At 62.9% G+C, this 23,480-nt stretch carries 27 protein-coding genes; 14 read left to right on the forward strand and 13 right to left on the reverse strand.

Annotated elements, in window-relative coordinates; all coding sequences use genetic code 11:
* Positions 1-77: 77 nt before the first annotated feature.
* Positions 78-299 (reverse strand): 50S ribosomal protein L31, encoded by a 222-nt coding sequence (gene rpmE, locus EOB36_RS22915; RefSeq protein WP_006327661.1) that lies wholly within the window; start codon positions 297-299, stop codon positions 78-80.
* Between the two features lie 200 nt (positions 300-499).
* Between rpmE and EOB36_RS22920 the strand changes: the two genes are divergently transcribed.
* A complete protein-coding gene (locus EOB36_RS22920) occupies positions 500-2,302 on the forward strand; it encodes an ABC transporter transmembrane domain-containing protein (RefSeq protein WP_128285757.1) in 1,803 nt (600 codons plus the stop codon).
* A gap of 34 nt (positions 2,303-2,336) precedes the next feature.
* On the opposite strand, the gene EOB36_RS22925 is transcribed toward EOB36_RS22920, so the two are convergent.
* The 11 genes from EOB36_RS22925 to EOB36_RS22975 form a co-directional block, all read right to left on the reverse strand.
* Entirely contained in the window at positions 2,337-3,824 is a 1,488-nt protein-coding gene (locus EOB36_RS22925) for a carboxypeptidase M32 (protein ID WP_128285758.1), read from the reverse strand.
* Positions 3,825-4,095: 271 nt separating this feature from the next.
* On the reverse strand, positions 4,096-4,518 hold the full coding sequence (locus EOB36_RS22930) for a hypothetical protein (protein ID WP_128285759.1): 423 nt from the start codon (positions 4,516-4,518) through the stop codon (positions 4,096-4,098).
* A 394-nt stretch (positions 4,519-4,912) separates the two neighbouring features.
* Entirely contained in the window at positions 4,913-5,209 is a 297-nt protein-coding gene (locus EOB36_RS22935) for a hypothetical protein (RefSeq protein ID WP_348631816.1), read from the reverse strand.
* A 357-nt stretch (positions 5,210-5,566) separates the two neighbouring features.
* A complete protein-coding gene (locus tag EOB36_RS22940; RefSeq protein WP_127206426.1) occupies positions 5,567-6,598 on the reverse strand; it encodes a peptidoglycan -binding protein in 1,032 nt (343 codons plus the stop codon).
* Between the two features lies 1 nt (position 6,599).
* On the reverse strand, positions 6,600-7,625 hold the full coding sequence (locus EOB36_RS22945) for a MotA/TolQ/ExbB proton channel family protein (protein WP_128285761.1): 1,026 nt from the start codon (positions 7,623-7,625) through the stop codon (positions 6,600-6,602).
* Positions 7,626-7,730: 105 nt separating this feature from the next.
* On the reverse strand, positions 7,731-8,423 hold the full coding sequence (locus EOB36_RS22950; protein ID WP_128285762.1) for a hemolysin III family protein: 693 nt from the start codon (positions 8,421-8,423) through the stop codon (positions 7,731-7,733).
* A 145-nt stretch (positions 8,424-8,568) separates the two neighbouring features.
* The gene (locus EOB36_RS22955; RefSeq protein ID WP_095487429.1) at positions 8,569-9,369 is read right to left on the reverse strand and encodes an inositol monophosphatase family protein; all 801 of its coding nucleotides are present in this window, start codon (positions 9,367-9,369) and stop codon (positions 8,569-8,571) included.
* A gap of 40 nt (positions 9,370-9,409) precedes the next feature.
* Positions 9,410-9,976: an elongation factor P gene (gene efp, locus EOB36_RS22960; protein WP_095487427.1), complete on the reverse strand. Its 567-nt coding sequence runs from the start codon at positions 9,974-9,976 to the stop codon at positions 9,410-9,412.
* A gap of 113 nt (positions 9,977-10,089) precedes the next feature.
* Positions 10,090-11,061, reverse strand: coding sequence for a tetratricopeptide repeat protein (locus tag EOB36_RS22965; protein ID WP_127206221.1), 972 nt, complete (start codon positions 11,059-11,061; stop codon positions 10,090-10,092).
* A 61-nt stretch (positions 11,062-11,122) separates the two neighbouring features.
* A complete protein-coding gene (locus EOB36_RS22970; RefSeq protein WP_128285763.1) occupies positions 11,123-11,770 on the reverse strand; it encodes a thiamine phosphate synthase in 648 nt (215 codons plus the stop codon).
* Positions 11,771-11,904: 134 nt separating this feature from the next.
* Positions 11,905-12,834, reverse strand: coding sequence for a DMT family transporter (locus EOB36_RS22975; protein WP_128285764.1), 930 nt, complete (start codon positions 12,832-12,834; stop codon positions 11,905-11,907).
* A gap of 133 nt (positions 12,835-12,967) precedes the next feature.
* On the opposite strand from EOB36_RS22975, the gene EOB36_RS22980 reads away from it, so the two are divergent.
* From EOB36_RS22980 to EOB36_RS23025, 10 genes are all read left to right on the forward strand, one after another.
* Positions 12,968-13,417, forward strand: coding sequence for an Lrp/AsnC family transcriptional regulator (locus EOB36_RS22980; RefSeq protein ID WP_095487421.1), 450 nt, complete (start codon positions 12,968-12,970; stop codon positions 13,415-13,417).
* A gap of 113 nt (positions 13,418-13,530) precedes the next feature.
* The gene (locus EOB36_RS22985) at positions 13,531-14,301 is read left to right on the forward strand and encodes a sulfite exporter TauE/SafE family protein (RefSeq protein ID WP_127206212.1); all 771 of its coding nucleotides are present in this window, start codon (positions 13,531-13,533) and stop codon (positions 14,299-14,301) included.
* Between the two features lie 342 nt (positions 14,302-14,643).
* Positions 14,644-15,048 (forward strand): hypothetical protein, encoded by a 405-nt coding sequence (locus EOB36_RS22990; protein WP_126104533.1) that lies wholly within the window; start codon positions 14,644-14,646, stop codon positions 15,046-15,048.
* A 389-nt stretch (positions 15,049-15,437) separates the two neighbouring features.
* Complete coding sequence (locus EOB36_RS22995) at positions 15,438-15,968, forward strand: DUF1465 family protein (protein ID WP_095487415.1); 531 nt, start codon at positions 15,438-15,440, stop codon at positions 15,966-15,968.
* 85 nt (positions 15,969-16,053) lie between these two features.
* The gene (gene ruvC / locus EOB36_RS23000; RefSeq protein ID WP_126104534.1) at positions 16,054-16,560 is read left to right on the forward strand and encodes a crossover junction endodeoxyribonuclease RuvC; all 507 of its coding nucleotides are present in this window, start codon (positions 16,054-16,056) and stop codon (positions 16,558-16,560) included.
* A gap of 160 nt (positions 16,561-16,720) precedes the next feature.
* A complete protein-coding gene (locus EOB36_RS23005) occupies positions 16,721-16,990 on the forward strand; it encodes an AbrB/MazE/SpoVT family DNA-binding domain-containing protein (RefSeq protein WP_128285765.1) in 270 nt (89 codons plus the stop codon).
* Positions 16,968-17,387 carry a type II toxin-antitoxin system VapC family toxin gene (locus tag EOB36_RS23010; RefSeq protein ID WP_127206213.1) on the forward strand — a complete coding sequence of 140 codons (420 nt, stop codon included), beginning with the start codon at positions 16,968-16,970 and terminating at the stop codon, positions 17,385-17,387. Before EOB36_RS23005 ends, EOB36_RS23010 begins: the two co-directional genes overlap by 23 nt.
* A gap of 27 nt (positions 17,388-17,414) precedes the next feature.
* A complete protein-coding gene (gene ruvA / locus EOB36_RS23015) occupies positions 17,415-18,035 on the forward strand; it encodes a Holliday junction branch migration protein RuvA (RefSeq protein WP_127288382.1) in 621 nt (206 codons plus the stop codon).
* 43 nt (positions 18,036-18,078) lie between these two features.
* Positions 18,079-19,116 (forward strand): Holliday junction branch migration DNA helicase RuvB, encoded by a 1,038-nt coding sequence (gene ruvB / locus EOB36_RS23020; RefSeq protein ID WP_127206215.1) that lies wholly within the window; start codon positions 18,079-18,081, stop codon positions 19,114-19,116.
* Between the two features lie 122 nt (positions 19,117-19,238).
* The gene (locus EOB36_RS23025; RefSeq protein WP_128285766.1) at positions 19,239-20,147 is read left to right on the forward strand and encodes a metallophosphoesterase; all 909 of its coding nucleotides are present in this window, start codon (positions 19,239-19,241) and stop codon (positions 20,145-20,147) included.
* A 6-nt stretch (positions 20,148-20,153) separates the two neighbouring features.
* On the opposite strand, the gene EOB36_RS23030 is transcribed toward EOB36_RS23025, so the two are convergent.
* On the reverse strand, positions 20,154-21,404 hold the full coding sequence (locus tag EOB36_RS23030; RefSeq protein ID WP_128285770.1) for a cellulase family glycosylhydrolase: 1,251 nt from the start codon (positions 21,402-21,404) through the stop codon (positions 20,154-20,156).
* Between the two features lie 139 nt (positions 21,405-21,543).
* Here EOB36_RS23030 and ybgC point away from each other — a divergent pair, with 139 nt between their 5' ends.
* The 3 genes from ybgC to tolR all read left to right on the forward strand — a co-directional run bounded on the left by ybgC (position 21,544) and on the right by tolR (position 23,475).
* On the forward strand, positions 21,544-22,017 hold the full coding sequence (gene ybgC, locus EOB36_RS23035; RefSeq protein WP_095487403.1) for a tol-pal system-associated acyl-CoA thioesterase: 474 nt from the start codon (positions 21,544-21,546) through the stop codon (positions 22,015-22,017).
* A gap of 279 nt (positions 22,018-22,296) precedes the next feature.
* Positions 22,297-23,007, forward strand: coding sequence for a protein TolQ (tolQ, locus tag EOB36_RS23040; RefSeq protein WP_095487401.1), 711 nt, complete (start codon positions 22,297-22,299; stop codon positions 23,005-23,007).
* Between the two features lie 9 nt (positions 23,008-23,016).
* Positions 23,017-23,475 carry a protein TolR gene (gene tolR / locus EOB36_RS23045; protein WP_095487399.1) on the forward strand — a complete coding sequence of 153 codons (459 nt, stop codon included), beginning with the start codon at positions 23,017-23,019 and terminating at the stop codon, positions 23,473-23,475.
* Positions 23,476-23,480 lie beyond the last annotated feature (5 nt).

Below are 23,480 nucleotides of genomic sequence, written 5' to 3' on the forward strand. Positions count from 1 at the left end.
GGCGAATGGGCCGCATTCCGGCAAAAAAAAACCCCGCCACGAGGGCGGGTTTCTTCGATCCGAGAAAGGCCTGCGGCTTAGAGGCCGAAACCTTCGAAACGCTTCTTGAACTTCGACAAGCGGCCGCCGCGATCGAGCAGGGTCTGCTGGCCGCCGGTCCAGGCCGGATGGGTGGTCGGGTCGATGTCGAGGTTCATCGTGTCGCCTTCCTTGCCCCAGGTCGAACGGGTCATGTATTCGGTGCCGTCGGTCATGACGACCTTGATGGTGTGGTAGTCGGGATGGATGTCGGTCTTCATTGTGCTATTCCTGGTTCGCCGGCGCTGACGGGCATAAAGCCTGCGTCGATGCGCCCCTTTTTAAAACTCGAAGCCGCAGCTATTGAGGAGCCACGGCTTCTAAAACGGTCGGCGAGCCTATACATCAGCCGGAATTGAATCACAAGGCCGCGGTAAGCGCATATTGAGGCGCATACCCATAAGAGCCAGAGGAAACGGTCATGGCGCACACTAGCGGCGATGCAGACGAGCGTAGGCGCTCGCTCAAGCCGCTGCGGCGCCTGTTCCCCTACATCACCCGCTACCGGAAAATGGTCATTGGCGCAGTCGTCTCGCTGACCGTCGCGGCGGCGACGACGCTGGCGCTGCCGCTGGCGGTGCGGCGGATGATCGACCACGGCTTTTCCGCTTCCGATTCCAGTTTCATCGCCGAGTACTTCGCCATGCTGGTGGTGATGGCTGCCTTGCTCGCTGCGGCGTCGGCCAGCCGCTATTATTTCGTCATAACGCTGGGCGAGCGCGTCGTCGCCGACATCCGCAGCGATGTGTTCCGCCATGTCACGACGCTGTCGCCATCCTTCTTCGATACCGCCCAGTCGGGCGAGATCGTGTCGCGGCTCGCCGCCGACACGACGCAGGTCAAGTCGGCGGTCGGTGCCACCGCTTCGGTGGCGCTGCGCAACGTCATCCTCGGCCTCGGCGCCGTGGCGATGATGGTCTTCACCAGCCCGAAACTGTCGGGCCTCGTCATCGCCGCCATTCCGGTGATCGTGCTGCCGCTCGTCGCCTTCGGCCGCTCGGTGCGGCGCAAATCGCGGCTGGCGCAGGACACGCTGGCCGACGCCACGGCCTATGCCAGCGAGCAGATCGGCGCGGTGCGCACGCTGCAGGCCTTCACCAACGAGAAGCTGGTCACCGGGCATTTTTCATCTGCGGTGGAAACCGCGTTCGAAGCGGCGCGATCCTCGATCTTTGCCCGCTCCTTCCTCACTTTCTTCGCCATCTTCATGATCTTTTCCTCGGTGGTGGCGGTGCTGTGGTTCGGCTCGCGCGACGTGCTTGACGGCACGCTGTCGCCGGGCACGCTCGGCCAGTTCCTGCTCTATTCGGTGTTCGCCGCCGGCGCCCTCGGCGCGCTGTCGGAAGTGTGGGGCGAGCTTTCCCAGGCGGCGGGTGCTGCCGAACGGCTGACCGAGATCCTGGCCGAGAAGCCCGCGATCCAGGCCCCCGCGCATCCGAAACTGCTGCCGGCGACGGCCAGAGGCGCAATAAGTTTCGACGACGTATCGTTCTCCTATCCGGCTGGCCCAGACCGCGCCGCCGTCCACGGTCTGAGTTTTCAGGTCAAGCCCGGCGAGACGGTGGCGATCGTCGGCCCCTCCGGCGCTGGCAAGAGCACCGTCTTTTCGCTGCTTCTGCGCTTCTACGACCCCGAGACGGGCAAGATCATGATCGACGGCGTTAACGTGCGCGAGGCCGACCCCGTCGCCATACGAGAGCGCATCGCCATCGTGCCGCAGGATGTCACCATTTTCGCGGCCAGCGCGCGTGACAACATCGGCTTCGGCCGTCCGGACGCCAGCAACGCCGAGATCGAGGCGGCGGCCAAGGATGCGCTTGCCGACGAATTCATCCTCAAACTTGAGAAAGGCTATGACAGCCATGTCGGCGAGCGCGGCGTGACGCTGTCCGGCGGCCAGCGCCAGCGCGTGGCGATTGCCCGCGCGATTCTGCGCGATGCACCGATCCTTCTGCTCGACGAGGCGACCTCGGCACTCGACGCCGAAAGCGAGACGCTGGTGCAGACGGCGCTGGAACGGCTGATGCAGGACCGCACCACGATCGTCATCGCCCACCGGTTGGCGACGGTGCTGAAGGCCGACCGGATCCTGGTCATGGATGGCGGCTGCATTGTCGAGGAAGGCACCCACCAGAGCCTCGTCGACAAGGGCGGCATCTATGCGCGGCTGGCCAAGCTGCAGTTCGAGATCGGGGCGAGTGCATTCAGGGGTGCTGCCGAGTAGACAGGGGTATCTGCGCCGCGATTCTACTGCCGCCTCACGCCGCTCCATACCGCTTGCGCAAGTGATCGGTGAAGTGTGCGGCGCTCAGTTTTTCACCTGTCGCCCGTTCGAGCAGCTCCGGCGTCGACCAGCGCGAGCCTTGCGACCAGATCTTTTCGCGACGCCAATTGTTGATGGCGCTGAAGTCTCCCTTGGCGAGATCCTCGTCGGCGGAGGGATGGTCTCTGGTCAGCGCCGCCCATTGCTGTGCCGCCATCATGGCGCCCAGCGTGTAGGAGGGGAAATAGCCAAAGGCGGCACCCGGCCAGTGCACGTCCTGCATCGGCCCGTCGGCCGGGTTGTCCGATGTCGACAGACCGAGATAGTCGCGCATCTTGGCGTCCCAGGCCTCGGGCAGGTCGGCAGCCTCCAGCCGCCCCGAGACAAGCTCCTGCTCCAGCTCGAAGCGCAGGATGACGTGCAGCGGATAGGTGACCTCGTCGGCGTCGACGCGGATCAGGCCGCGCTCGACCCGATGCACATGCGGCAGGATGTCGTCGATCGACCAGGCCTCGCCGAGGTGCCTTTCGACCACCGGCAGCGCCCAGCGCCAGAATTCCGGATTGCGACCGATCTGCTTCTCGACGAACAGGCTCTGGCTTTCATGCACGGCCATGCCGCGCGCCTTGCCGAGCGGCCAGTGCGCCCACGACTTCGGCAGGTTCTGCTCGTAAAGCGCGTGGCCGGTCTCGTGCAGCACGCCCATCAGCGCCGACAGGAAGTCGGTCGTCTTATAGCGGGTGGTGATGCGCACGTCGCTCGGCACGCCGCCGCAGAACGGATGATGCGACACCGAAAGCGAGCCGTGCGTCAGGTCGAAGCCGACCGCCGCCATCATGGCGAGGCCAAGCTCGCGCTGCTTTTCGATCGCATAGCTGCCCGAAAGTGGCTTCAGTGGGCGCTTCGTCAGCCGCGCCTCCTGCACGGCCAGTGCCTCCGGCACGAAATCCCTGAGGAAGGTCTTCAACTCGGCGAAGACCGGCGTGATGTCGGCGGCGCGGTTGCCGGGATCATATTGCTCCATCAGCGCGTCATACGGATCGAGGCCGAGCACGTCGGCGCGAAGCGCTGCTTCCTCGCGCACCAGCGCCACGACGCCTTCGAGCGCCGGCAAAAACCCTGCCCAGTCGTTTTTCGCGCGCAGGTCGCGCCAGAGCTGCTCGGAGCGCATGCGCGCCGTCGTTTGGCGCTCGACGAATTCGACCGGCAGGCAGGTCAGGTTGGTGTATTGCCGCCGGAACTCCTTGACCGCTGCCTGCTGTTCCTCGTTCAGCGTTTCCTGTTCGGCCGCCGCGATCCAGCCGGCGATCTCCGGCGCGGTCGCTTTGGCGTGATGCATGCCGGCCAGCGCCGACATCGCCTCGGCGCGCTTCTCGCCGCCGCCGACGGCCATATGGGTCGCCTCGTCAGCACCGAGAATGGCGAGCGCATGTTCCAGCGCTTCGAGCTTGTGGCCGAGGTCGTCGAGTTTTTGAAAGGACATGGCAGGTTCCGCTGAATTTGAACGGCGGGAAAAGATACCAATGCGCGGGCATTGGCAACCCTGAAGGCCGTTTTGCGACGGGCGCTTTGATCGCGCCATACCTCGACGTGATCTGGCGGAAGCAAGGGGCATCCTGCGGAAGCGAGGACGGCGTGATCAATATGCCTCGCCGGCCTTTGCGCGTCCCAAAAGGATGCGCGGCGCTGTCATGAAAGAGGCGCCCGCGGGGCAAAAGCCCCGAGGGCGCCGGGCAGTCCATTCCTCGATATGATCAGCCGTTTGGATTTCCGCCATCGGTGTAGTCGCCGATGTTGAAGGCGTTACCAGTGTCGAACAGCAGCGCCTGGTCGACATTATCGAGCCGGCGCAACAACTGCCGGTATTGCGCGCCCGGTATCCTGCCATGATCTGTCGTAGCCAGTCTTTCAACGGCCTGGCTGATATGGGCCGCTCGCATGTGCAGCCTTTGTGCCTCGGCCGGCGTGATCGTGTTCTCCTGCCTTGCGTCCGCGATGCCCTTGTCCACGCCCTGAACTTGATCGATCAAGCCCGTCACGCGCGGACCGGAGAAAACGGTCGGCGTGGCCTCGTCGAGGGCGCCTTTGTGATGTCCGGCAGCGTAGGCGCCCGCGAACGGAACGGCGATGAGAAATGCGGTGAGGGTTGCAGTCCTGAGAGTCTTGAAAGAGCGCACGGCGGCGTCTCCTTTTATCGGGGAAGACGGCGGCTTGGGCCGCTCCGCCTTCCAGTCGCGGGCCGTCCGGTTCCGTCGCGTCGCGATGAGGGAGGGCATCGCCGGCGGTTCTCGGCCTTGCAACGGAAGCTAGGAGCGGGCCGCAGCAAAGTGTAATTAAAAAAAGATAATCTTTTCAGGCCTTGTTGACCACGAACCGGCGCCCTAGCTGGCGCCGCTCGGCCGCAATCCCCCCGAGTCGATGTCTGGTATCCCGCATTCCCCACAGCATGCGAGATAAAGCCTGCCGACAAACAACGAAGGCCCGCATCAGCAGGCCTTCGTTACGGAAGGGATCATGCGCAAGATCAAAGGATCATGCGCAAGATCAACTGCGGCGCTATAATGGATGATTTCAGCCCCTTGGATAATTTGGGCCGTAGCCGTTTGGATAATATCCGCCATCGGCGCCGTTGCCGATAAGGAAGGCGCTGCCGGTGGCAGCCCGCAGCTTTTGGCTCACATCATCGAGCTGCGCCAGCAACTGCTGATATTGCGTAACCGGTATCGTTCCATCTCGCGCGGCCCTCTGGGCGGCCCGATCAAGTTGGGCGATCTGCGTGCGCAAGTCACGCGCCTCGCCCGGCTCGAGCTGGTTCGCCTGCATGGCAGCCCGGATACCCGTATCCACGCTCTGGATCTGATTGATCAAAGCTGTCTCACGCGGGCCGGCGTAGGCGCCAGCAAACGGAACGGTGACGAGAAGTGCGGCAAGCGTTGCAGTCCTGAGGCTTTTGGGCCTGAGGGTTTTGGGAGTGAAAGAGCGCATGGTTGCGTCTCCTTTTACTGGGGAAGGCGGCGGTTGGGACGCTCACCTTCCGGCCGTGGGCCGTCCGGTTCCGTCGCGTCGCGATGGGCGGTTCCACCGCCGGCGGTTCTCGGCCCCTTGGTACAACCTAGAAGCGGTTCTCGGCAAAGTGTAATCAAAAAAAGGTAATCTTTTCAGACCTTGACGGTCTGCGCTGGCACGCTAAATCCGCGCGTTCGCCCTGAACCTGCCCGGTCCGGATCAACGCTCGGTCAGTTTCAGCTCGATGCGGCGGTTCTTTTTGCGCGCGTCTTCGGTGTCAGCGGGATCGAGCGGCTGGAATTCGCCGAAGCCGGCCGCAACCAGCCGGTTGGCCGGCACGCCGTTCTCGATCAGGAACTTCACCACCGAGGTCGAGCGCGCCGTCGACAATTCCCAATTGTCGCGGTAGCGGCCGGTGCCGGACAGTGGCTTGTCGTCGGTGTGGCCGTCGACGCGTAGCACCCAGTTGATCTCCGGCGGAATCTCCTTCTGCAGGTCGATGATGGCGTCGGCGAGCTTCTTCATCTCGACCTTGCCGGCGTCGTTGATCACTTCGGAGCCTGTCGGGAAAAGCACTTCCGACTGGAAGACGAAGCGGTCGCCGACGATGCGGATGTTCTCGCGGTCGGCGAGGATTTCGCGCAAGCGCCCGAAGAAGTCGGACCGGTAGCGGTTCAGTTCCTGCACACGTTGCGCCAGTGCGACGTTCAGGCGGCGGCCGAGATCGGCGATCTTGGTGTTGGACTCGCGATCGCGCGTTTCGGACACGTTGAGCGCTTCTTCGAGCGCTCCGATCTGCCTGCGCAGCGCCGCGATCTGCTGGTTGAGGATTTCAACCTGGCTCAGTGCCTGCTGGCTGATCTGGCGCTGGCTGTCGAGTTCGCCCGAAAGTGCCGTGGCGCGCTGGTTGGCCGCGTCGCCGGCACCGGCGCCTTGCGCCAGCAATTGCTCGAGCCGGCTCTTTTCCGCCTCCGACGCCGACAGCGACGCCTGCAAATTGGCGAGCGAATCTTCCTTGTCCTGCGTCGTCGAGCGCTCCAGCGCCAGAAGCTGGGTCAGTTCGTTGATCTGCAAATTGAGGCGGTTGAGCACCGTGTCCTTGCCGGAGATTTCGCGACCGAGCAGGAACTGCGCCAGCACGAAGACCGTGAGCAGGAACATGATCGCCAGCAGCAACGTCGACAGCGCGTCGACGAAGCCCGGCCAGTAATCGATACGGCGATCAGTACGCCTGCCCCTGGCGAGAGCCATGCTAATGGACTCCAGGCTTCTTCAGGGCGTCGGCGATCTTCTCCAGCGTGGTGCGCATCGCCTTCTGCTCGTCCGATTGGGCCTCGACCCAGTCGCGCATGATCTGCTGCTCCGAGCGCATGTTCTTGACCAGGCCCGAAATGCCGTCGGCAAGGTTGGCCATGGCGGTGGCGACGCGCGGATTGGCGCCGCCGCCATTCTCCTGCATGTTGCGCAGTTTTTCAGACAGGACGCGGATCTCGTCGGAGGATTCGGTCTTGGCTGGATCGGCGACGACGATGTCGGACGACAGGTCGGTGACCGAGGACAGCCAGTTTTCGAGCTCGGTGTAGAAGCGCGTCTGGGCGCGGCCAGCCTGCAGGTCGAGGAAGCCGAGCACCAGGGAGCCGGACAGGCCGAACAGCGAGGACGAGAAGGCGGTGCCCATGCCGGCCAGCGGCGCGGAAAGCCCCTGCTTCAGCGATTCGAGCACGGCGGCGGCATCGCCGGTGCCGGGATCGAGCGACTCGATGGTTTCGCGGATCGAGCCGATCGTGTTGAGCAGGCCCCAGAAGGTGCCGAGCAGGCCAAGGAACACCAGCAGCCCGACGAGGTAGCGCGAGGTGTCACGGGTCTCGTCAAGGCGGGTGGCGATCGAATCGAGCATGGTGCGCATCGAGCTGGTCGAGAAGGCGATCGTCGACGAGCGGCCGATCATCGCCTTCATCGGCGCCAGCAGCACCGGTTCGGTGGTTTCGGAGCCGGCCCGAAATGAGTTGACCCAGCGCACTTCGCGAAACAGCCGGCCGACCTGCACGAAGGCCAGCAGGATGCCGACGACAAGCACGCCGATGATCAGGCCGTTGAGGCCGGGATTGGTGACGAAGGCGCTCGAGATCTGACGGGTCAGGATGGCGGCGATGAAGGCGACGATCATCAGAAAGATGACCATGGTCAGGAGAAAGACCTGCGGGCTCGACAATTTGTGCGGGTCGTAGATCAGAACGTCGGAGCGTTTGCCCATGCCGAAAGATTTGAAAAAAGTCATCCGTGTGCCGTTTCCGATGCCGCCGATCACGTTGAGCGCGACTCTAAACGGAATTATGACGAAATTGAATGGCGTGTGGCAATATTGCCGACCGGATCATTGGCGTTAGAGTCGATTGATGACCAGGCAGTCGACCATGGCTGCCAGATGCAGGCCGGCGCCGGTGACGACAAAGCCGTGCCACAGCGCAGTGTGGAAGCGCAGGCCCTTCCAGGCGAAGAAGATGACGCCGCAGGAATAGACGATCCCGCCGGCAACGATCAGCGCGATCGATGTCGTCGGCAATGTCTGGACGAGCGGCTCGACAAGAACGATGCCGCTCCAGCCGATGGCGAGATAGAAGACGATCGCCAGCCGGTCGAAGCGGCCGGGAAGAAGCACTTTGATGGCGATGCCGATCGCTGCAGCAGCCCAGACCAGGACGATCATCGAGATGGTCAGCGGCGAGCCGTCGAGCTGCGCGAGGAAGGGCGTATAGGTCGCGGCGATCAGCAGGTAGATCGCGGCATGGTCGAAGCGCCGCAATATCCACTTGGCTGGCGACGACACCGGCCACAGATTGTAAGCCATCGACACCGACAGCACGGTGAGCAGCGAAACCACGTAGAAAGCGGCGGCAATGTATTCGCCCGGACCGGTATGGAAGGCGGCCAGCGCCAGCAGCGCCGAGCCGGCGGCAATGGCGAGCACGATGCCGACCGCATGGACGATGCCGTCGGCGATCATTTCGGCGCGCGAATAGGGCCAGCGTCCCATAAAGGGGATTTCGATCTGGGATTCTGGCCCGATATCCGTCATGAACAATCCTGCATCACCTCTTATCTGGGCGGATGCAGGACAGTATTTCAAGCTTTGGTTGCGGTTTTGCGACTGCGGCGGTTCAGCGCGCCAAGTCCGCTAGAGCCCGATCCGATAGAATCGGGATGGGCTCTATCTTTTTGATCTAGCGCGGCGCCACCGGCTTCCGGACGGTCTTCAACAGCGCCCGCTGAATGATCTCGTTGCCGGCGACGACCGAGCCGCCATCCAGCATGTTCTGCCCGCCGGCGAAGTCGGAGATGAAGCCGCCCGCCTCGCGGATCAGCAGGATGCCGGCGGCAACGTCCCAGGCCGACAGGCCGGTTTCCCAGAACCCGTCCATGCGGCCGGCCGCGACGTAGGCGAGATCGAGCGAGGCGGAGCCGAGGCGGCGCACGCCCGAGACTTCAGCCATCACGTTGCGCAGCTCGACCAGGAAATTGCCGTGCTGGCCGCGGCCGAGATGCGGCACGCCGCAGCCGATCACAGTATCGATCAACTTGGTGCGGCCGGCGACCCGCAGGCGGCGATCATTCATGAAGGCGCCGCCGCCGCGCTCGGCGGTGTAGAGCTCGTCCATCGCCGGATTGTAGACGACACCGGCAACGATCTGGCCCTGGCGCTCCAGCGCGATCGAGATAGCGAACATCGGAATGCCGTGCAGGAAATTGGTGGTGCCGTCGAGCGGGTCGACGATCCAGCGGTGCTGGCCGTCATCGCCTTCGATCAGGCCGCGCTCTTCCATCAGGAAGGCGTAGCCCGGCCGCGCCTTCGACAGCTCGGTGAAGAGGATGTCTTCGGCCTTGCGGTCGGCCTGGCTGACATAGTCGCCTGGGCCCTTCATCGAGACCTGCAGGTTCTGCACTTCGCCGAAATCGCGCGACAGCGAGCGGCCGGCCTTCATGGCGGCCTGGACCATGACATTGAGGATCGCGGAACGCGCCATTGTGCTTCTTCCTGCTGCGCTTCTTCCTGCTGCCGGCGCCTTAGTCGGCGCGGCGCACGTAAGTGATTTCGTTGGTGTCGACGATGATGCGCTCGCCCGAACCGATGAAGGGCGGCACCAGCACGCGGATGCCGTTCTCAAGTATCGCCGGCTTGTAAGACGAGGCCGCGGTCTGGCCCTTCACCACCGGATCGGCCTCGGTGATGGTCAGCGTTACCTGGTCGGGCAGCGAAATGCCGATCGGCCTTTCGTCATAGAGCTGGACCGTCACCATCATGCCGTCCTGCAGGAAGGCGGCGCGGTCGCCGACAAAGTCCTTCTGCAATTCAAGCTGCTCGTAGCTTTCGGTATCCATGAATACCAGCGCTTCGCCCTGCTCGTAGAGGAAGGAAAAGTCCTTCATCTCCAGCCGGATCTGTTCGACGGTTTCGGCGGAGCGGAAACGCTCGTTGAGCTTGGTGCCGTTGATCAGGTTCTTCAGCTCGACCTGGTTATAGGCGCCGCCCTTGCCGGGCTTGACGTGATTGGTCCTGACCGCCACCCAAAGGCCGCCATCATGCTCGATGACGTTGCCGGGACGGATTTCGTTGCCATTGATCTTGGCCATGAGGATGTGATCCGGGATGAGATTTTCGCAATGAAAGCGATTTGGTGCCTCCAAGACCACAAATCTCCGGGAGAGGCAAGGGAGTGGCGGGCGCACAGCCATCCCGTGGCGCTCTACGGCAGGCGGTTGGCCTTCTGCAGTGCCTGCTTCGTCTGGTCGTCGGTCAGGCCCTGCAGAAAATCGTCCATCTGCGGGTCGATGAGCCCGGCACGGCGGGCGACGACGTACCAGGCGCCGGCAAGGATCGGATCCGGATCGGTGCCGATGCCGCCCATGTAAAGCTTGGCGAGGCGGTTCTGGGCGGCGACATTGCCGCCTTCGGCGGCCTGCTTCATCCAGCCGAAGCCGGACTTCAGGTCGCGGGCGCCACCACGTCCTTCGATCATCCAGGCGGCGAGATCGATCTGTGCCGTATCGTAGTTCTGCCGTGCTGCCTGTGCCAGCAGGCCTCGCGCCTGGACATCGTCGCGCGGCTTGCCGCCGACGCCATTGGCATAGACCTGCGCCATCGCATACTGCGCGTCGGCAAGGCCGGTAGCGGCGGCGCGCTGATAGTAGGACACGGCCTTTGCGATGCCGGCATCGCCGGGATCCTGCTGGACCAGCAGCTGCGCGAAATTGAACTGCGCCAGACGATTTCCGGCCTCGGCGGCGGCCTGCATCAGCGCGTAGGCCCCCTTTTCGTCCTTCTTGACGTAGCGGCCGTCGAGCAGCATCAGCGCATACTGGAACTGCGATTCCGGTACGCCCTGCTCGGCGGCAAGCGCGTACCACTTTGCCGCCTCCGCCGCGTTGACCGGCATGCCAAGACCGCGCGACAATATCTCGGCGACTAGCGTCTGCGCCGCCGGATCGCCGTTCTGGGCGCGGACCAAGGCGAGGTTGTAGGCCGTCTTGTAAAGGCCGCGCTGGAAGGCGCCATAGGCAGAATCCGACGGCTTTGCACCAAAGCGATCCGGATTGATGGCGTCGGCCGACGGCAGCGGGGCCGTGGTTGCAGGCTGCGGCAGCGGCGTGGCGATCGGCTTGTCCGTCTTTGCACCGACGTTGGGCTTGGCTTGCGGCAATGGGACGGTTTCCGCCATGGCGGTCTGCACCGCGAGCGCCACAAGCAAAGCACCGAAAAGGATTGTCCGCGTGGGCACGTCAGTCCTCGAAACGCGGCGCGGCCTCGTCGAGCAGCGTATTGGCGCTGGCGACTGCCATCTTTGGATCGACGCCTTCGGCAAAGATGGCGCTGGACAGCGCCACGAATTCGGCGCCGGTGGCAGCCACCGCTTCCACCGAGGCGAGGTCGGACCCGGCCATGACGATACAAGGAATCTGGATCACATCTGCCCACCATTGCCCCAGCGACAGGTTGCGTGGGTGCGGCTCCGGCTTGTTGTCGTAGCCGAAACGGCCGAAGAAGATGTAGTCGGGCCTGAGCTCGCCGAGTTCCAGCGCATCTTCGCGGGTCTTGGCGCCGCCGGTGCCGACCATCATTTTTTCCTGAAAACGTTCGATCGTCTCGGCGAGTTCGGCCTTGCCGACCTCGATATGGATGCCGTCGGCCTGAACGCGGCCGGCGATGCGGGTGTCGCCGGCAATGACGACGGCAACGCCTGCCGCTTGCGCCGCCGGCACTATCTGTTCCGCGAAGGCCTGGAAGGAGGCCTCGTCCATGCCGTTCTCGGGCAGGATAAGCGAGGCGACGTCGCCGCCCTCGAACGCCGCAACGATGCGCTCAGCCGGCACGCCGGGCGGCGCGATCAGCACGATGCGGCAGCGATTTGGAGGCGTTGCGTCGTTCATTGGTTTTCGATCCCGGTTTTCGCCTATGCCGGGCGAAGATGGTTGCATTGCGGCATAGAGCAAAGTGCCGGCCTTGAACAGGCGGGCGGGGCAGGATCATTGGCGCAGGATTGTCGTCCGGCGACGTTCTTGCCTCACTTGATTGCCTGAGTGCTCCCGGCTGGGGTCTTCGATTTCCACAGCGTCCAGCCAAGATTCATGCCGGCGGCGGCGATCAGGATGGCGGCGGCGCCGACGATCTGGGCCGGATGCAGCCGGTGGCCGAAGGCGACGACATCGACCAGGATCGCGACCACGGGGTAGATGAAGGACAGCGACCCCTGCAGATGCGTCGGCAGTTTCTGAATGGCGCCGTACATCAGGATGTACATCAGACCGGTATGGACGACGCCAAGCGTCGCCAGCATGCTCCAGCTCCACGCATCGGCGGGAAGTTGGGAAAAATTGGCGAAGGGTGCCAGCATGACGACGCCGACGCAGACCTGGATCAGGGCGATCAGGTGCGGTGGCGTGCCTTTGAGCTTCTTGGTGACGATGGCGGCGACGGCCCAGAAGAAAGCCGCACCCAGCGCCATCGCGATACCGGTAAAATAATCCGTGCCGACATTACCTGTATTGGGGCCTGCATCGGAGCCGGCATCAGGCGAGCCTTGCACGATCAGCAGCATGCCGGCAAAGGCGATGCCAAGCCAGGCCAGCTTTGTCATGGTCAGCCGCTCTGAGAAGAAGAGCGCGCCAAAGCCGACCAGCATGAAGGGCTGCGTGTTGTAGGCAGCCGTGGCGATCGAGATCGAGGCGCGGGAAAACGAGCTGAACAGGAGCAGCCAGTTGACGACGATGGCAGCCCCCCCCAGCGCCGCGATCGCCACGATGCGCAGTGACAGCCTGCCGCGCAGCAGCCCCAAGGCAGCGCAGATGATCAGCAGCGTTATCGCGCCGAAGGCACAGCGCCAGAAGACGACGTCCATGATGGGCTGGCCCGACATGACGACGAACCATCCGATCGTGCCCAGGATCGTCATTGCGGCCGTCATTTCGATCGTGCCACGCACCGTGCTGTCCATGAAATACCCCTGAGATCTGTTGAGACTTGATAATCTCACATGGTTCCGGCGCTTTCCATGATTTGCAGAAGGTGTTATCCCTGCTTTGCCTAATTAAGTGAGGCAAATCTCGTTTTCGATTGAGGATCGTAAAATGCTGGACGACCTGGACAAAAAGCTTCTCGACATCCTGATCCGGGATTCACGAACCTCGCTGAAGGAGTTGGCCCAGCAGGTCGGGTTGTCGTCGCCAAGCGTTTCGGAGCGGCTCCGACGTCTCGAGGATCGCGGCGTTATCAGGGCTTTCACCGTCGAGATCGATCCCCAGGCGCTCGGCTACACCTTGCAGGCGATCGTTCGCATCCGGCCCTTGCCGGGCAAGCTGCATATCGTCCAGAAGCTGATCGAGGAGATCCCGGAGTTTGGCGAATGCGACAAGGTGACGGGCGACGATTGCTTTGTTGCCCGGCTGTTCGTGCGCTCGATCGGCGATCTCGACAAGCTCCTCGACCGTATCGCCGACAAGGCCGAAACCAGCACAGCCATCATCAAGGCGCAGCCGATCCGGAGGCGCCCGCCACCGCTCGACATGCCAAACATCTGACAGGCTCCGGTGGCTGACGGGCTCAGGCGCATTGCGTTCGTATTTTGCGGTCGCGGCGTGCACATTTCTGGTCTATTCCCGAGGCCAACCTTCCCTCCAACTGCTCCCCTCAGATGTCAGGCCTGCTTCTCGATCCGTGGTTCTATGCCGCCGCCATTCCAGCCGTCATCCTGGTCGGTCTGTCCAAGGGCGGCTTTGGCGGTGCGGTCGGCTTCGTCGGCGTGCCGCTGATGGCGCTGGCCATGCCGCCGGTCCAGGCCGCCGCCATCCTGCTGCCCATACTGTGCCTGATGGACATCGTCTCGGTGTGGACATGGTGGGGTGTCTACGACCGCAAGATGCTTGCAGACATGATGCCGGGGGCGGTGATCGGCATCGGCCTCGGTTGGCTGACCGCGGCGCTGGTGACAGCGGAAATGGTGCGGCTGATCGTCGGCGCCGTGGCGATTATCTTCGTGCTTCGCTGGGTCTATCTACAGATGCGGCACGGTGCAAACCACTCAGCCGAGCCCAACCGCGCGGCTGCCGCCTTCTGGGGGACGGTCGCGGGCTTCACCAGCTTCGTCGCCCATGTCGGCGGCCCGCCCTTTCAGGTCTATGCGCTGCCGATCCGGCTCGATCCGAAAGTGCTGTCGGGCACCGCCGCCATCTTCTTTGCCGCCACCAACGCATTGAAGCTCATCCCCTATTTTGCGCTGGGGCAGTTCGACACCACCAACCTGACCGCGTCGGCGGTTCTGGTACCGCTGGCGCCGCTCTCGACCATCGCCGGCGCCTGGCTGGTGCGGCGGATGCGGCCGGAATTGTTCTATCCATTCACCTACGCGACCGTGGCGGTCGTCGCGGTCAAGCTTCTGTGGGACGGGATCACCGGCCTTCTATAGATCGCCGCCCATGGAAGCTGCCGCCGGCAGCTTCACCACAGATTTCAGGCGGCGCTCGGTATCAATCGGCACGTTCCGCCGGGGCGAGAGCAATCCCGGTGGTCAGGACCCAGCGCCATGCCCGCCCAGGATGGTGATATCGTTCAGCGTCGGCTTCAACACCATGTCTCACCGCGCTGTTTTCTGCTATTCTGACCAACGCCGGGGAAGGGTCGGGCGCGATGCGGCATCGTCCAGAAACATTGCCGATGCTAATGCGCCGATGCCGGGGACCCCGGTGGCGGGTCGACCGCCTGAATTCAACCCATTCCCATAACGGGAAAAGGCAAATCGGGGGATACTATGCAAAAGGTAGCACGAAATTTCTTCACGCTGGCCGTCATCTACGCGATGTTCGGGATGGCGCTTGGCCTTGAGATGGCGATCAGCAAAGACCATGCGCAGATGCCGACCCACGCCCACATCATGGTGGCCGGATGGCTGATGTCGGCGGTGTTCGCCTTCTTTTACCATCTGTTTCCGGCAGTCGGGCAAAAGACGCTCGCTACTGTCCATTTCTGGTTGACGGCAATCAGTGGCATCGGCCTGTTGATCGGCCTTTACATCATGCTTGGCGGAAACCCGGCGATCGAGCCACTGGTGGCAACGTCCTCGATGGGCTTTTACGCGGGATTGCTGCTGTTTGCCTACATCGCACTGCCGGTGGTTTGGAAAGCCGAGCGGCTTCCTGAGGCGCAAAAGGCCTGAGCCCAAAGGGTTGAGCCCGGGCCTGAGCATGTGCTGTTACGGCACAGGCGGGCGGCGCTAGATCAAAAAATATCCGCGCCGTTAAGGCTTCATTAAGCTTTACAGGCGTTTACTATGTGCATCCAGTGATCTGGATTCTTACCGAGTGGTTGGAGCCACTTTGTTTGACGCCTCCCTGTTAAACTCCTGAGAGCCGCCTTATCCGCGGCTCTTTTTTTGCCCGCAATCCGGATTGCCCGGGCGTCTGCGCCGCCGTTAACCGTTTGTTAAACATGTGCTTGCCTTCACCCGCTCCGAAGCGCATTTTCAAGCCTCGGTCATATAGGGTGCAGGACGTGACGGCGATGACGCCGATTCGGCCGGCTGTAAGGCAAGTGCAGGGCGTATCGATGAACGAGACTTCGAAGGGAAGCGCGAAAACCATCAAGCTGGCGGAGCGCCGGGTTTTCTCCCAATCCTTCAAGCCGCTCTACCAGGAAGGCATGGGCCTGGTCGAGCAGGCGGCCGAATATCTGGACGGCAAGGGCCGGGCCGAGGCGAAGAAATTGTCCAGGCTGGCGGCGACGCTCTATGCGGCCGAGTCGATGCGACTGACCACAAGGCTGATGCAGGTCGCTTCCTGGCTGCTCTTGCAGCGTGCGGCGAATTCCGGAGAGATGACCCGCGATCAGGTTGCTTCCGAAAAATCTAAGGTGCGTCTCGACACCGCTTCCGCCAACAACGATGCCGCAGGCTGGGTCGAATTGCCCAAGGATTTTCTTGACCTCATCAACCGTTCGCTGCGCCTGCAGGCGCTGGTGCGTCGCATGGACGAGGAAATCTACGGCGGCGCCGTGCCTGACGTGTCGCCATCCGGCCGCCGCGTCAATCCGGTTTCCGACCAGATCACGCTGCTCAACACGGCTTTCGCCCGCGGCTAACAGGCTGCTCGGGTGTAGCGAGAGCCTGTTTCTGGTTTGTTCACATTTCGCTGGCATCGCTGTCCGCTAGGGGTAGACTTGGCGGATGGGGGAAGCGATTCGCATCATCGGCATCGATCCGGGGCTGAGGCGCACCGGCTGGGGCATCGTCGAGAGCCTCGGCAATTCGCTGCGCTTCGTCGCCTCCGGCACCGTGCGTTCCGACGACAAGGCGGCGCTGGCGACGCGTCTTTGCCAGTTGCATGATGGGCTCGCCGAGATCCTGCATGCCGCCATGCCGCACGAGGCGGCGGTCGAGCAGACTTTCGTCAACAAGGATGCGGCAGCGACGCTGAAGCTCGGCCAAGCGCGCGGCATCGCCATGCTGGTGCCGGCGCGGGCAGGCCTGGTCGTTGCCGAATATGCGCCCAACGCCGTCAAGAAGGCGGTGATCGGCGTCGGTCATGGCGACAAGAAGCAGATCCACATGATGGTCAAGGTGCTGATGCCGAAGGCTACTTTCGATACCGACGATGCCGCCGACGCGCTGGCCATTGCCATCTGCCATGCGCATCACCGGCAGAGTGTTGCCTATAGGATGGCGCTGGCCTAGAGCGACGAGCGTCCATTTGGACGCACAAAGTACGCTCTAGCACTTTGAATCTATGCATCGTGCTTTCCGAAAATCGATTCCGATTTTCGGGACGATACGATAAGTTTGTTCTTGACTTGTTCTCAGGGTTGGCAATAAGTAATACCTGAGAGGTATTACCATGCGGGTGACAACCAAAGGACAGGTGACGATCCCGAAAGAGATACGGGATCGCCTGGGCATCGGCCCAGGCTCGGAGGTGGAGTTCTTGCCCACTGACGATGGAGTTCGTGTCGTTGCGGTCAACGAAAACATTTCCGAAGAGGAGGCTTCCCGTAGCTTCAGCCGGCTGCTCGATCAGATGGCCGGCACGCTGGATCTGGGAGGGATGGCGGCAGACGAGTACATCGAGTGGCTGAGGGGTCCACGTGAAGATCTCGACATTGATTGACACAAATGTCCTGATCGACGTTTGGGGTCCTGCCGGACGGGAGACGAAGTGGTCGGCGTCGGCGATCACCGCATGCCGGCGCGATGGCGCACTCGTTATCAACACAATCGTCTGGTCCGAACTCGCGCCGCTGATAGCGACGGAAGCCGCACTTCGTAAAGCAGTCGAGACGCTCAAGGTGGATCGCGAACTCTTGCCATGGGAAGCGGCGTTCCTTGCCGGCGTCACGCATTCCCGATATCGCCGCGCAGGGGGGCTCCGCGAACGAACGCTGCCGGATTTCTTTATTGGAGCCCACGCCGTCGTTGCGGGACATCGTCTGCTGACACGCGATGCCGCGCGCTATCGCAGCTACTTCCCGGACCTCGACATCATGTCTCCGGAAACCTATCCATGAGGGCCTTGTATCCATGAGAGCCTTGGCATGATCGGCAAGCTCAAAGGCACGCTCGACGAGATCGACGAGGATTTCTGCATCGTCGATGTGCACGGCGTCGGCTATGTCGCCCACTGCTCGGCGCGCACGCTTGCCGCTTTGCCGGCACCCGGCGAGGCGGTGGTGCTGTTCATCGAGACCTATGTGCGCGAGGACATGCTGCGGCTCTACGGTTTCCAGTCGGTGCTCGAGCGCGAGTGGTTCCGGCTGTTGATGAGCAATGTGCAGGGTGTCGGCGCCAAGGTGGCGCTGGCCATCCTGTCGACGCTGGCGCCGGCCGATCTCGCCAATGCCATCGCGCTACGTGATATTGCCATGGTCAGCCGCGCGCCGGGCGTTGGCAAAAAGGTGGCCGAGCGCATCGTCACCGAACTGAAGAACAAGGCCCCAGCCTATGCAGGCACTGCCTCGGGCACCATCGGCCTGAAGCAGGAACTCGGCGAGGGCGTCGCGCCGGCGCCGATCACCGACGCCGTCTCGGCGCTGGTCAATCTCGGCTATTCGCGCGATACCGCCGCCAATGCGGTGGCGGCAGCGCTGAAAAGCGCCGGTGGGGACGCGGATGCGTCGAAGCTGATCCGCTTCGGGCTGAAGGAACTGGCGCGGTGAGTCTGCGCTTGTCCCGTTCCCTGCCCTGTGCAAGGAAGGCGGCATGAGCCTTTCGCCACGCCTCATTGCTCCCGACAAGCGCGGCGAGGATGCCGAGCAGACCTTGCGGCCGCAGACGCTCGGCGACTTCGTCGGCCAAGCGGCGGTGCGGGCCAATCTCAAAGTGTTCATCGAGGCCGCCAAGGGCCGCAGCGAGGCACTCGACCACGTGCTGTTCGTCGGGCCGCCCGGCCTCGGCAAGACGACGCTGGCGCAGATCATGGCGCGCGAACTCGGCGTCAATTTCCGCTCCACCTCCGGTCCGGTCATCGCCAAGGCCGGTGATCTGGCGGCGCTGCTTACCAATCTCGAAGACCGCGACGTCCTGTTCATCGACGAGATCCATCGGCTCAATCCGGCGGTCGAGGAAATCCTCTATCCGGCGATGGAGGATTTCCAGCTCGACCTGATCATCGGCGAAGGGCCGGCGGCGCGCTCGGTCAAGATCGATCTTGCCCGCTTCACCTTGGTCGCCGCAACCACCCGGCTCGGTCTTTTGACCAATCCGCTGCGCGACCGTTTTGGCATTCCGGTTCGTCTCAATTTCTACTCGATCGAGGAACTAGAGCAGATCGTGCGGCGCGGCGCCCGCATCCTTGCCATGCCGCTCGGCGACGATGGCGCGCAGGAGATCGCGCGGCGAGCACGCGGCACGCCGCGCATCGCCGGCCGGCTGTTGCGCCGCGTGCGCGATTTTGCCTCCGTCGCCGGCGACGGTCATGTCGATCGCCAGATCGCCGACGAGGCGCTGACGCGGCTCGAGGTCGATGCACTCGGCCTCGACGCGCTCGACCGCCGCTATCTCTCGATGATCGCGCGGAATTTTGGCGGCGGGCCTGTCGGCATCGAGACCATCGCTGCAGGGCTCTCCGAGCCGCGCGATGCCATCGAGGACATCATAGAGCCCTATCTAATCCAGCAGGGTTTTATTCAGCGCACGCCGCGCGGCCGCGTGCTGACCGCCAATGCCTGGCGGCATCTCGGCCTCGACGCGCCGAAGGACCTTGCGCAGCAGCAGATCAGCCTGTTCCAGGAAGAGTAGCGTCCGCCGGCCCTTCGTTCCTGCGCAAAATCTCCTAATCCCGGTCAGCTTGCCGGCGCATTTGCGGGCTCTAACGCCTCGCGCTGTGGGACCGTCGATCCCACGAACGACGGAGCTGAGCGATGATCACCAGACGTGGCTTCCTGCGCCTCATCGGCGGTTCGTTCTTATCCGCCGTGTCGCTCAGCGCTTATGCGGTTGGCCTGGAGCCGATGTTGCTGACGCATGTAAAGCGCTATTCATTGACGCCGCCAAACTGGCCTGCAGGATTGCGGCTTCGCGTTGTCGCTCTCGCCGATATTCATGCTTGCCGGCCATGGATGACGCCGGAGCGGATCAGGTCGCTTGCCGAACGGGCGAACACCCTGCAGCCGGATCTGATTGTTCTGCTTGGCGACTATGCATCCGGCACACGCCTGGTGACGGACTGGGTGGATTCCTCCGAATGGGCGCCGGCCTTGTCCGATCTGAAGGCGCCGCTCGGCGTGTGGTCGATCCTTGGCAATCACGACTGGTGGGAGGACCTTTCCGCGCAAAAGGCCGGGTTGGGGCCGACGGTGGCGCGCAGGGCGCTCGAGAGCGCCGGTATCCCGGTCTTAGAAAACGATGTCGTCCGCCTTGAAAAGGACGGGCATGGCTTCTGGGTCGCCGGGCTTGCGGACCAACTTGCGCTGCGGCCGGGCAAAGCCTGGGGCCGCAGCAGATTCAAAGGGCTGGATGACCTGCATGGCACGCTGGCAAAGGTGAGCGACAAGGCTCCCGTTATTCTGCTCGCGCATGAGCCCGACATATTTCCGAAGGTCCCGTCACGGATATCGTTGACCCTTTCGGGCCATACCCATGGCGGACAGGTGCGGCTGCTCGGCTATTCTCCGGTCGTGCCATCCCGCTTCGGCAACCGTTTTGCCTATGGCCATGTCGTGGAGGAGAGCCGCAACCTGATCGTCTCCGGAGGGCTCGGCTTCAGCATCCTGCCGGTGCGTTTTGGGGTGCGCCCAGAGATTCTTTCGATCGAACTGGGTTCAGCCTGAACCGCTTCAATGAAGCGACTTGATCATCTCCATCACATCCGGCTCGGCTTTTTCTCTGTCAAAAGCGTCGACGATGCCGAAGGCGCCGCCATAGCTCCAGACCGACCAAGAGAAGCCATGAGCTTCGGCGCGCGCGACCATGTCCCTGACATAAGCGGCGCGGTATTTGGCCGGCATCACATAGGCATTGCCGTATTCCTGGAGGATCATGCCGAACTCGCCGAGCGTGATGTTCTGCGGCTTGATGCCGTTGGCCTTTGCCCATGCCTCGACCTTGGTGAACGGCGCATCCATCATCTCGCGCAGCTGCTCATCCGTGTCCATGCTGGCGACCTGCTCGTCGAGATAGGCAAGCAGCCCGCTCTGCCGCGTCCATGGCGCCTCGGCCTTGATCCTTGCTCGGATCGTATCGAGCGTAACATCCAGCTGGGCGCGCGGGACGGCGGTGAGCGGATAGGGCAGGCCGGTCACGTAGGGGATGAAGTCGCCGGCCCAGGTCGCACCCTGGTGGGTGAGCAGGAACGGATCGTAGGAGTGGAAGGTCCAGATGATGTTGTCGTCCGGGATCACCTTCGGATCGATCTTTGCCAGCGATGCCGCATTGGAATAGCAGGCGCCGGTCAGGATCAGGGTGAGCTTGGTGGCCGACGAACGCGCAGCGGCGAACAGTTTCTGCTGGCGCTCCGGCCAGAGGCTGGTGACGTCGCTGTCGCAGTCGACGACCGGCTCATTCATCGGCTCGAAGGCGACTTGGCGCGGATCCTCATCGGCCAGCGTGCGCGCCATCTTGCGCACCATTTCGACATAGGCTTCGAACACTTTCGGGTCGTCCATCACCTCGCCCATGCCGATCTTGCGGCTGCTGCCGCTGGGGATCAGATGCATGTCGACGATCACCTTCAAGCCGGCACGATTGATCATGCGCACCGAGTCCAGCACGCTGGCATAGAGCTCGTCGCGCAGCGCCAGCGTCTCGCCCGACAGGAACGGCGACGGATCGACCGGCATGCGCAGGAAATCGAAGCCGGCGCCCTTCAGCGCCTCGAGGTCATCATCGCCAAGGAACTTGCGCCATTCCGGATAGGGCAGGATTGCCTGCCGGTCGCCCCATTTGTCCTCGCTCGGCCAAGTCGTCCATTGGTCGAGATTGAGGCCGCGCTTCACCGAAAAGCTCGCCGCCTGGCCCGGCAGCGCCAGCGCGGTCAGCACAAGCAGCGCCGCCATCAAGGTCTTGATCATCGCCGTCAACAGTGCCATCGGGTTCATGCGCCAAGCTCAAGCTAATGCGTGTCGCCCAAAAGTGTGTAGCGGCTTTGGGACAACGACACGCACGGAAACAACTACCTAAAGCGCGTCGCGCTTTAGGTGCCCGGTCAGGCCCAAAAAGGAAAGCGCGATGGACGATCATGGTGAATCGGCGGCGCTCGGCGCCGGGCTTTCCGGCGCGCTGACGGAATTCGGCCACCGGCTGATGGCACGGGTCTATTATGCCGACACTGATTTCTCCGGCGTCGTCTATCATGCGCGCTATCTCGAATTCTTCGAGCGCGGCCGTTCCGACTATCTCAGGCTTGCCGGCGTTCATCACACCGAGCTCGCCGAGGGCAAGCACGGCGAAAGAATAGTCTGGGTGGTGCGGCGCATGGAGATCGATTTTCGCGGATCCGCCCGCATGGACGACATCCTGACCATCGAGACGCGAACCGAGGACATTTCGGGCGCCCGCATCTTCATGGCGCAGCAGCTGAAGCGCGGCGGCGAGGTGCTGGTCGAGGCGCGGGTCGAGGCGGCGATCGTCGGCGAGAATGGCCGGCCAAGACGTTTCCCGAAGGAATGGATCGCGGCCTTCATGCCCAAGGCAAATGGATAAATTACTGACGCCGATGATCCGCTGACGATGCCTGGCGGCATGCCCAAGGCGCGGCAATGCGCCGCGCTGTACGTCCTAACCCATCCTTAACCATAACGGTTCATGAAGAGAGTGGTGAAGATTGGAGGAATCCAGCGCCTTCCTTTCACCAACATTTGCCCCGAAAAGGCCGCCAACGGTGCATTTTGGGGTTATTCCGGAAGCTTTGCGCGAACGGACCACAAGGGATGCCCATGGGCCAGCCGCCAGCCGTGCCCGGAAAATCTTAAGGACGTAACCATGGAAAATATCGCACTCGCCGAACCGGGCGCGCATTTGTCGATTTGGGCGCTGTTCATGCAGGCCGGCTGGGTGGTCAAGCTGGTCATGATCGGGCTGCTCTGCGCCTCGATCTGGACCTGGGCGATCATCGTCGACAAGCTCGTCGCCTATGGCCGCATGCGGCTCGCGCTCAATCGCTTCGAACAGGTGTTCTGGTCCGGGCAGTCGCTGGAAGAGCTTTATCGCACGCTCGCAGATCGCAAGACCACCGGCATGGGCGCCATCTTCGTCGCCGCCATGCGCGAATGGAAGAAGAGCTTCGAGAAGGGCGCGAAATCGCCGCTTGGCCTGCAGAACCGCATCGACAAGGCGATGGACCTGGCGCTGACCCGCGAAATGGAAAAGCTGGAAGGGCGGCTTGGTTTTCTCGCCACCACCGGCTCGGCAGCGCCCTTCATCGGCCTGTTCGGCACCGTGATCGGCATCATGACCTCGTTCCAGGCGATCGCCGCATCCAAGAATACCAGCCTGGCGGTAGTCGCACCCGGCATTGCCGAAGCGCTGCTGGCCACCGCCATCGGCCTGCTCGCGGCTATCCCCGCCGTCATCGCCTACAACAAGCTGTCGTCGGACGCGAGCAAGATCGCCGTGCGCATGGAGGGGTTCGCGGACGAGTTCTCCGCCATACTCTCGCGCCAAATCGATGAAAAAGTCGCGCAGAAGACCTGAGGAACAATCATGGGAATGTCTGTAGGCGCGGGTGGTGGAGGACGCGGTGGTCGTGGCCACAGGCGGCGCGGCCGCCATCACGCGATGATATCGGAAATCAACGTCACGCCGATGGTTGACGTGATGCTGGTGCTGCTGATCATCTTCATGGTCGCCGCACCATTGCTGACGGTTGGCGTGCCGATCGACCTGCCGGATACGCAGGCCAAGGCGATGAATGTCGACACGCAGCCGATCACCGTCTCCATCAATCCCGCCGGCCAGATCTATCTCCAGGAGACCGAAATCCCGATCGAGGAGCTGGTGGCGAAACTGCAGGCGATCTCGAAGACCGGCTATGACGAGCGCATCTTCATCCGTGGCGACAAGTCGACGGACTATGGCACCGCCATGAAGGTGATGGCCCGCATCTCGGCCGCGGGCTACAAGAACATCGGCCTGGTTTCGCTGCAGGAACAGGATCAGTAGACGCA

The sequence above is a fragment of the Mesorhizobium sp. M6A.T.Cr.TU.017.01.1.1 genome (genome assembly GCF_004023115.1).
Lineage (GTDB): Bacteria > Pseudomonadota > Alphaproteobacteria > Rhizobiales > Rhizobiaceae > Mesorhizobium > Mesorhizobium mediterraneum.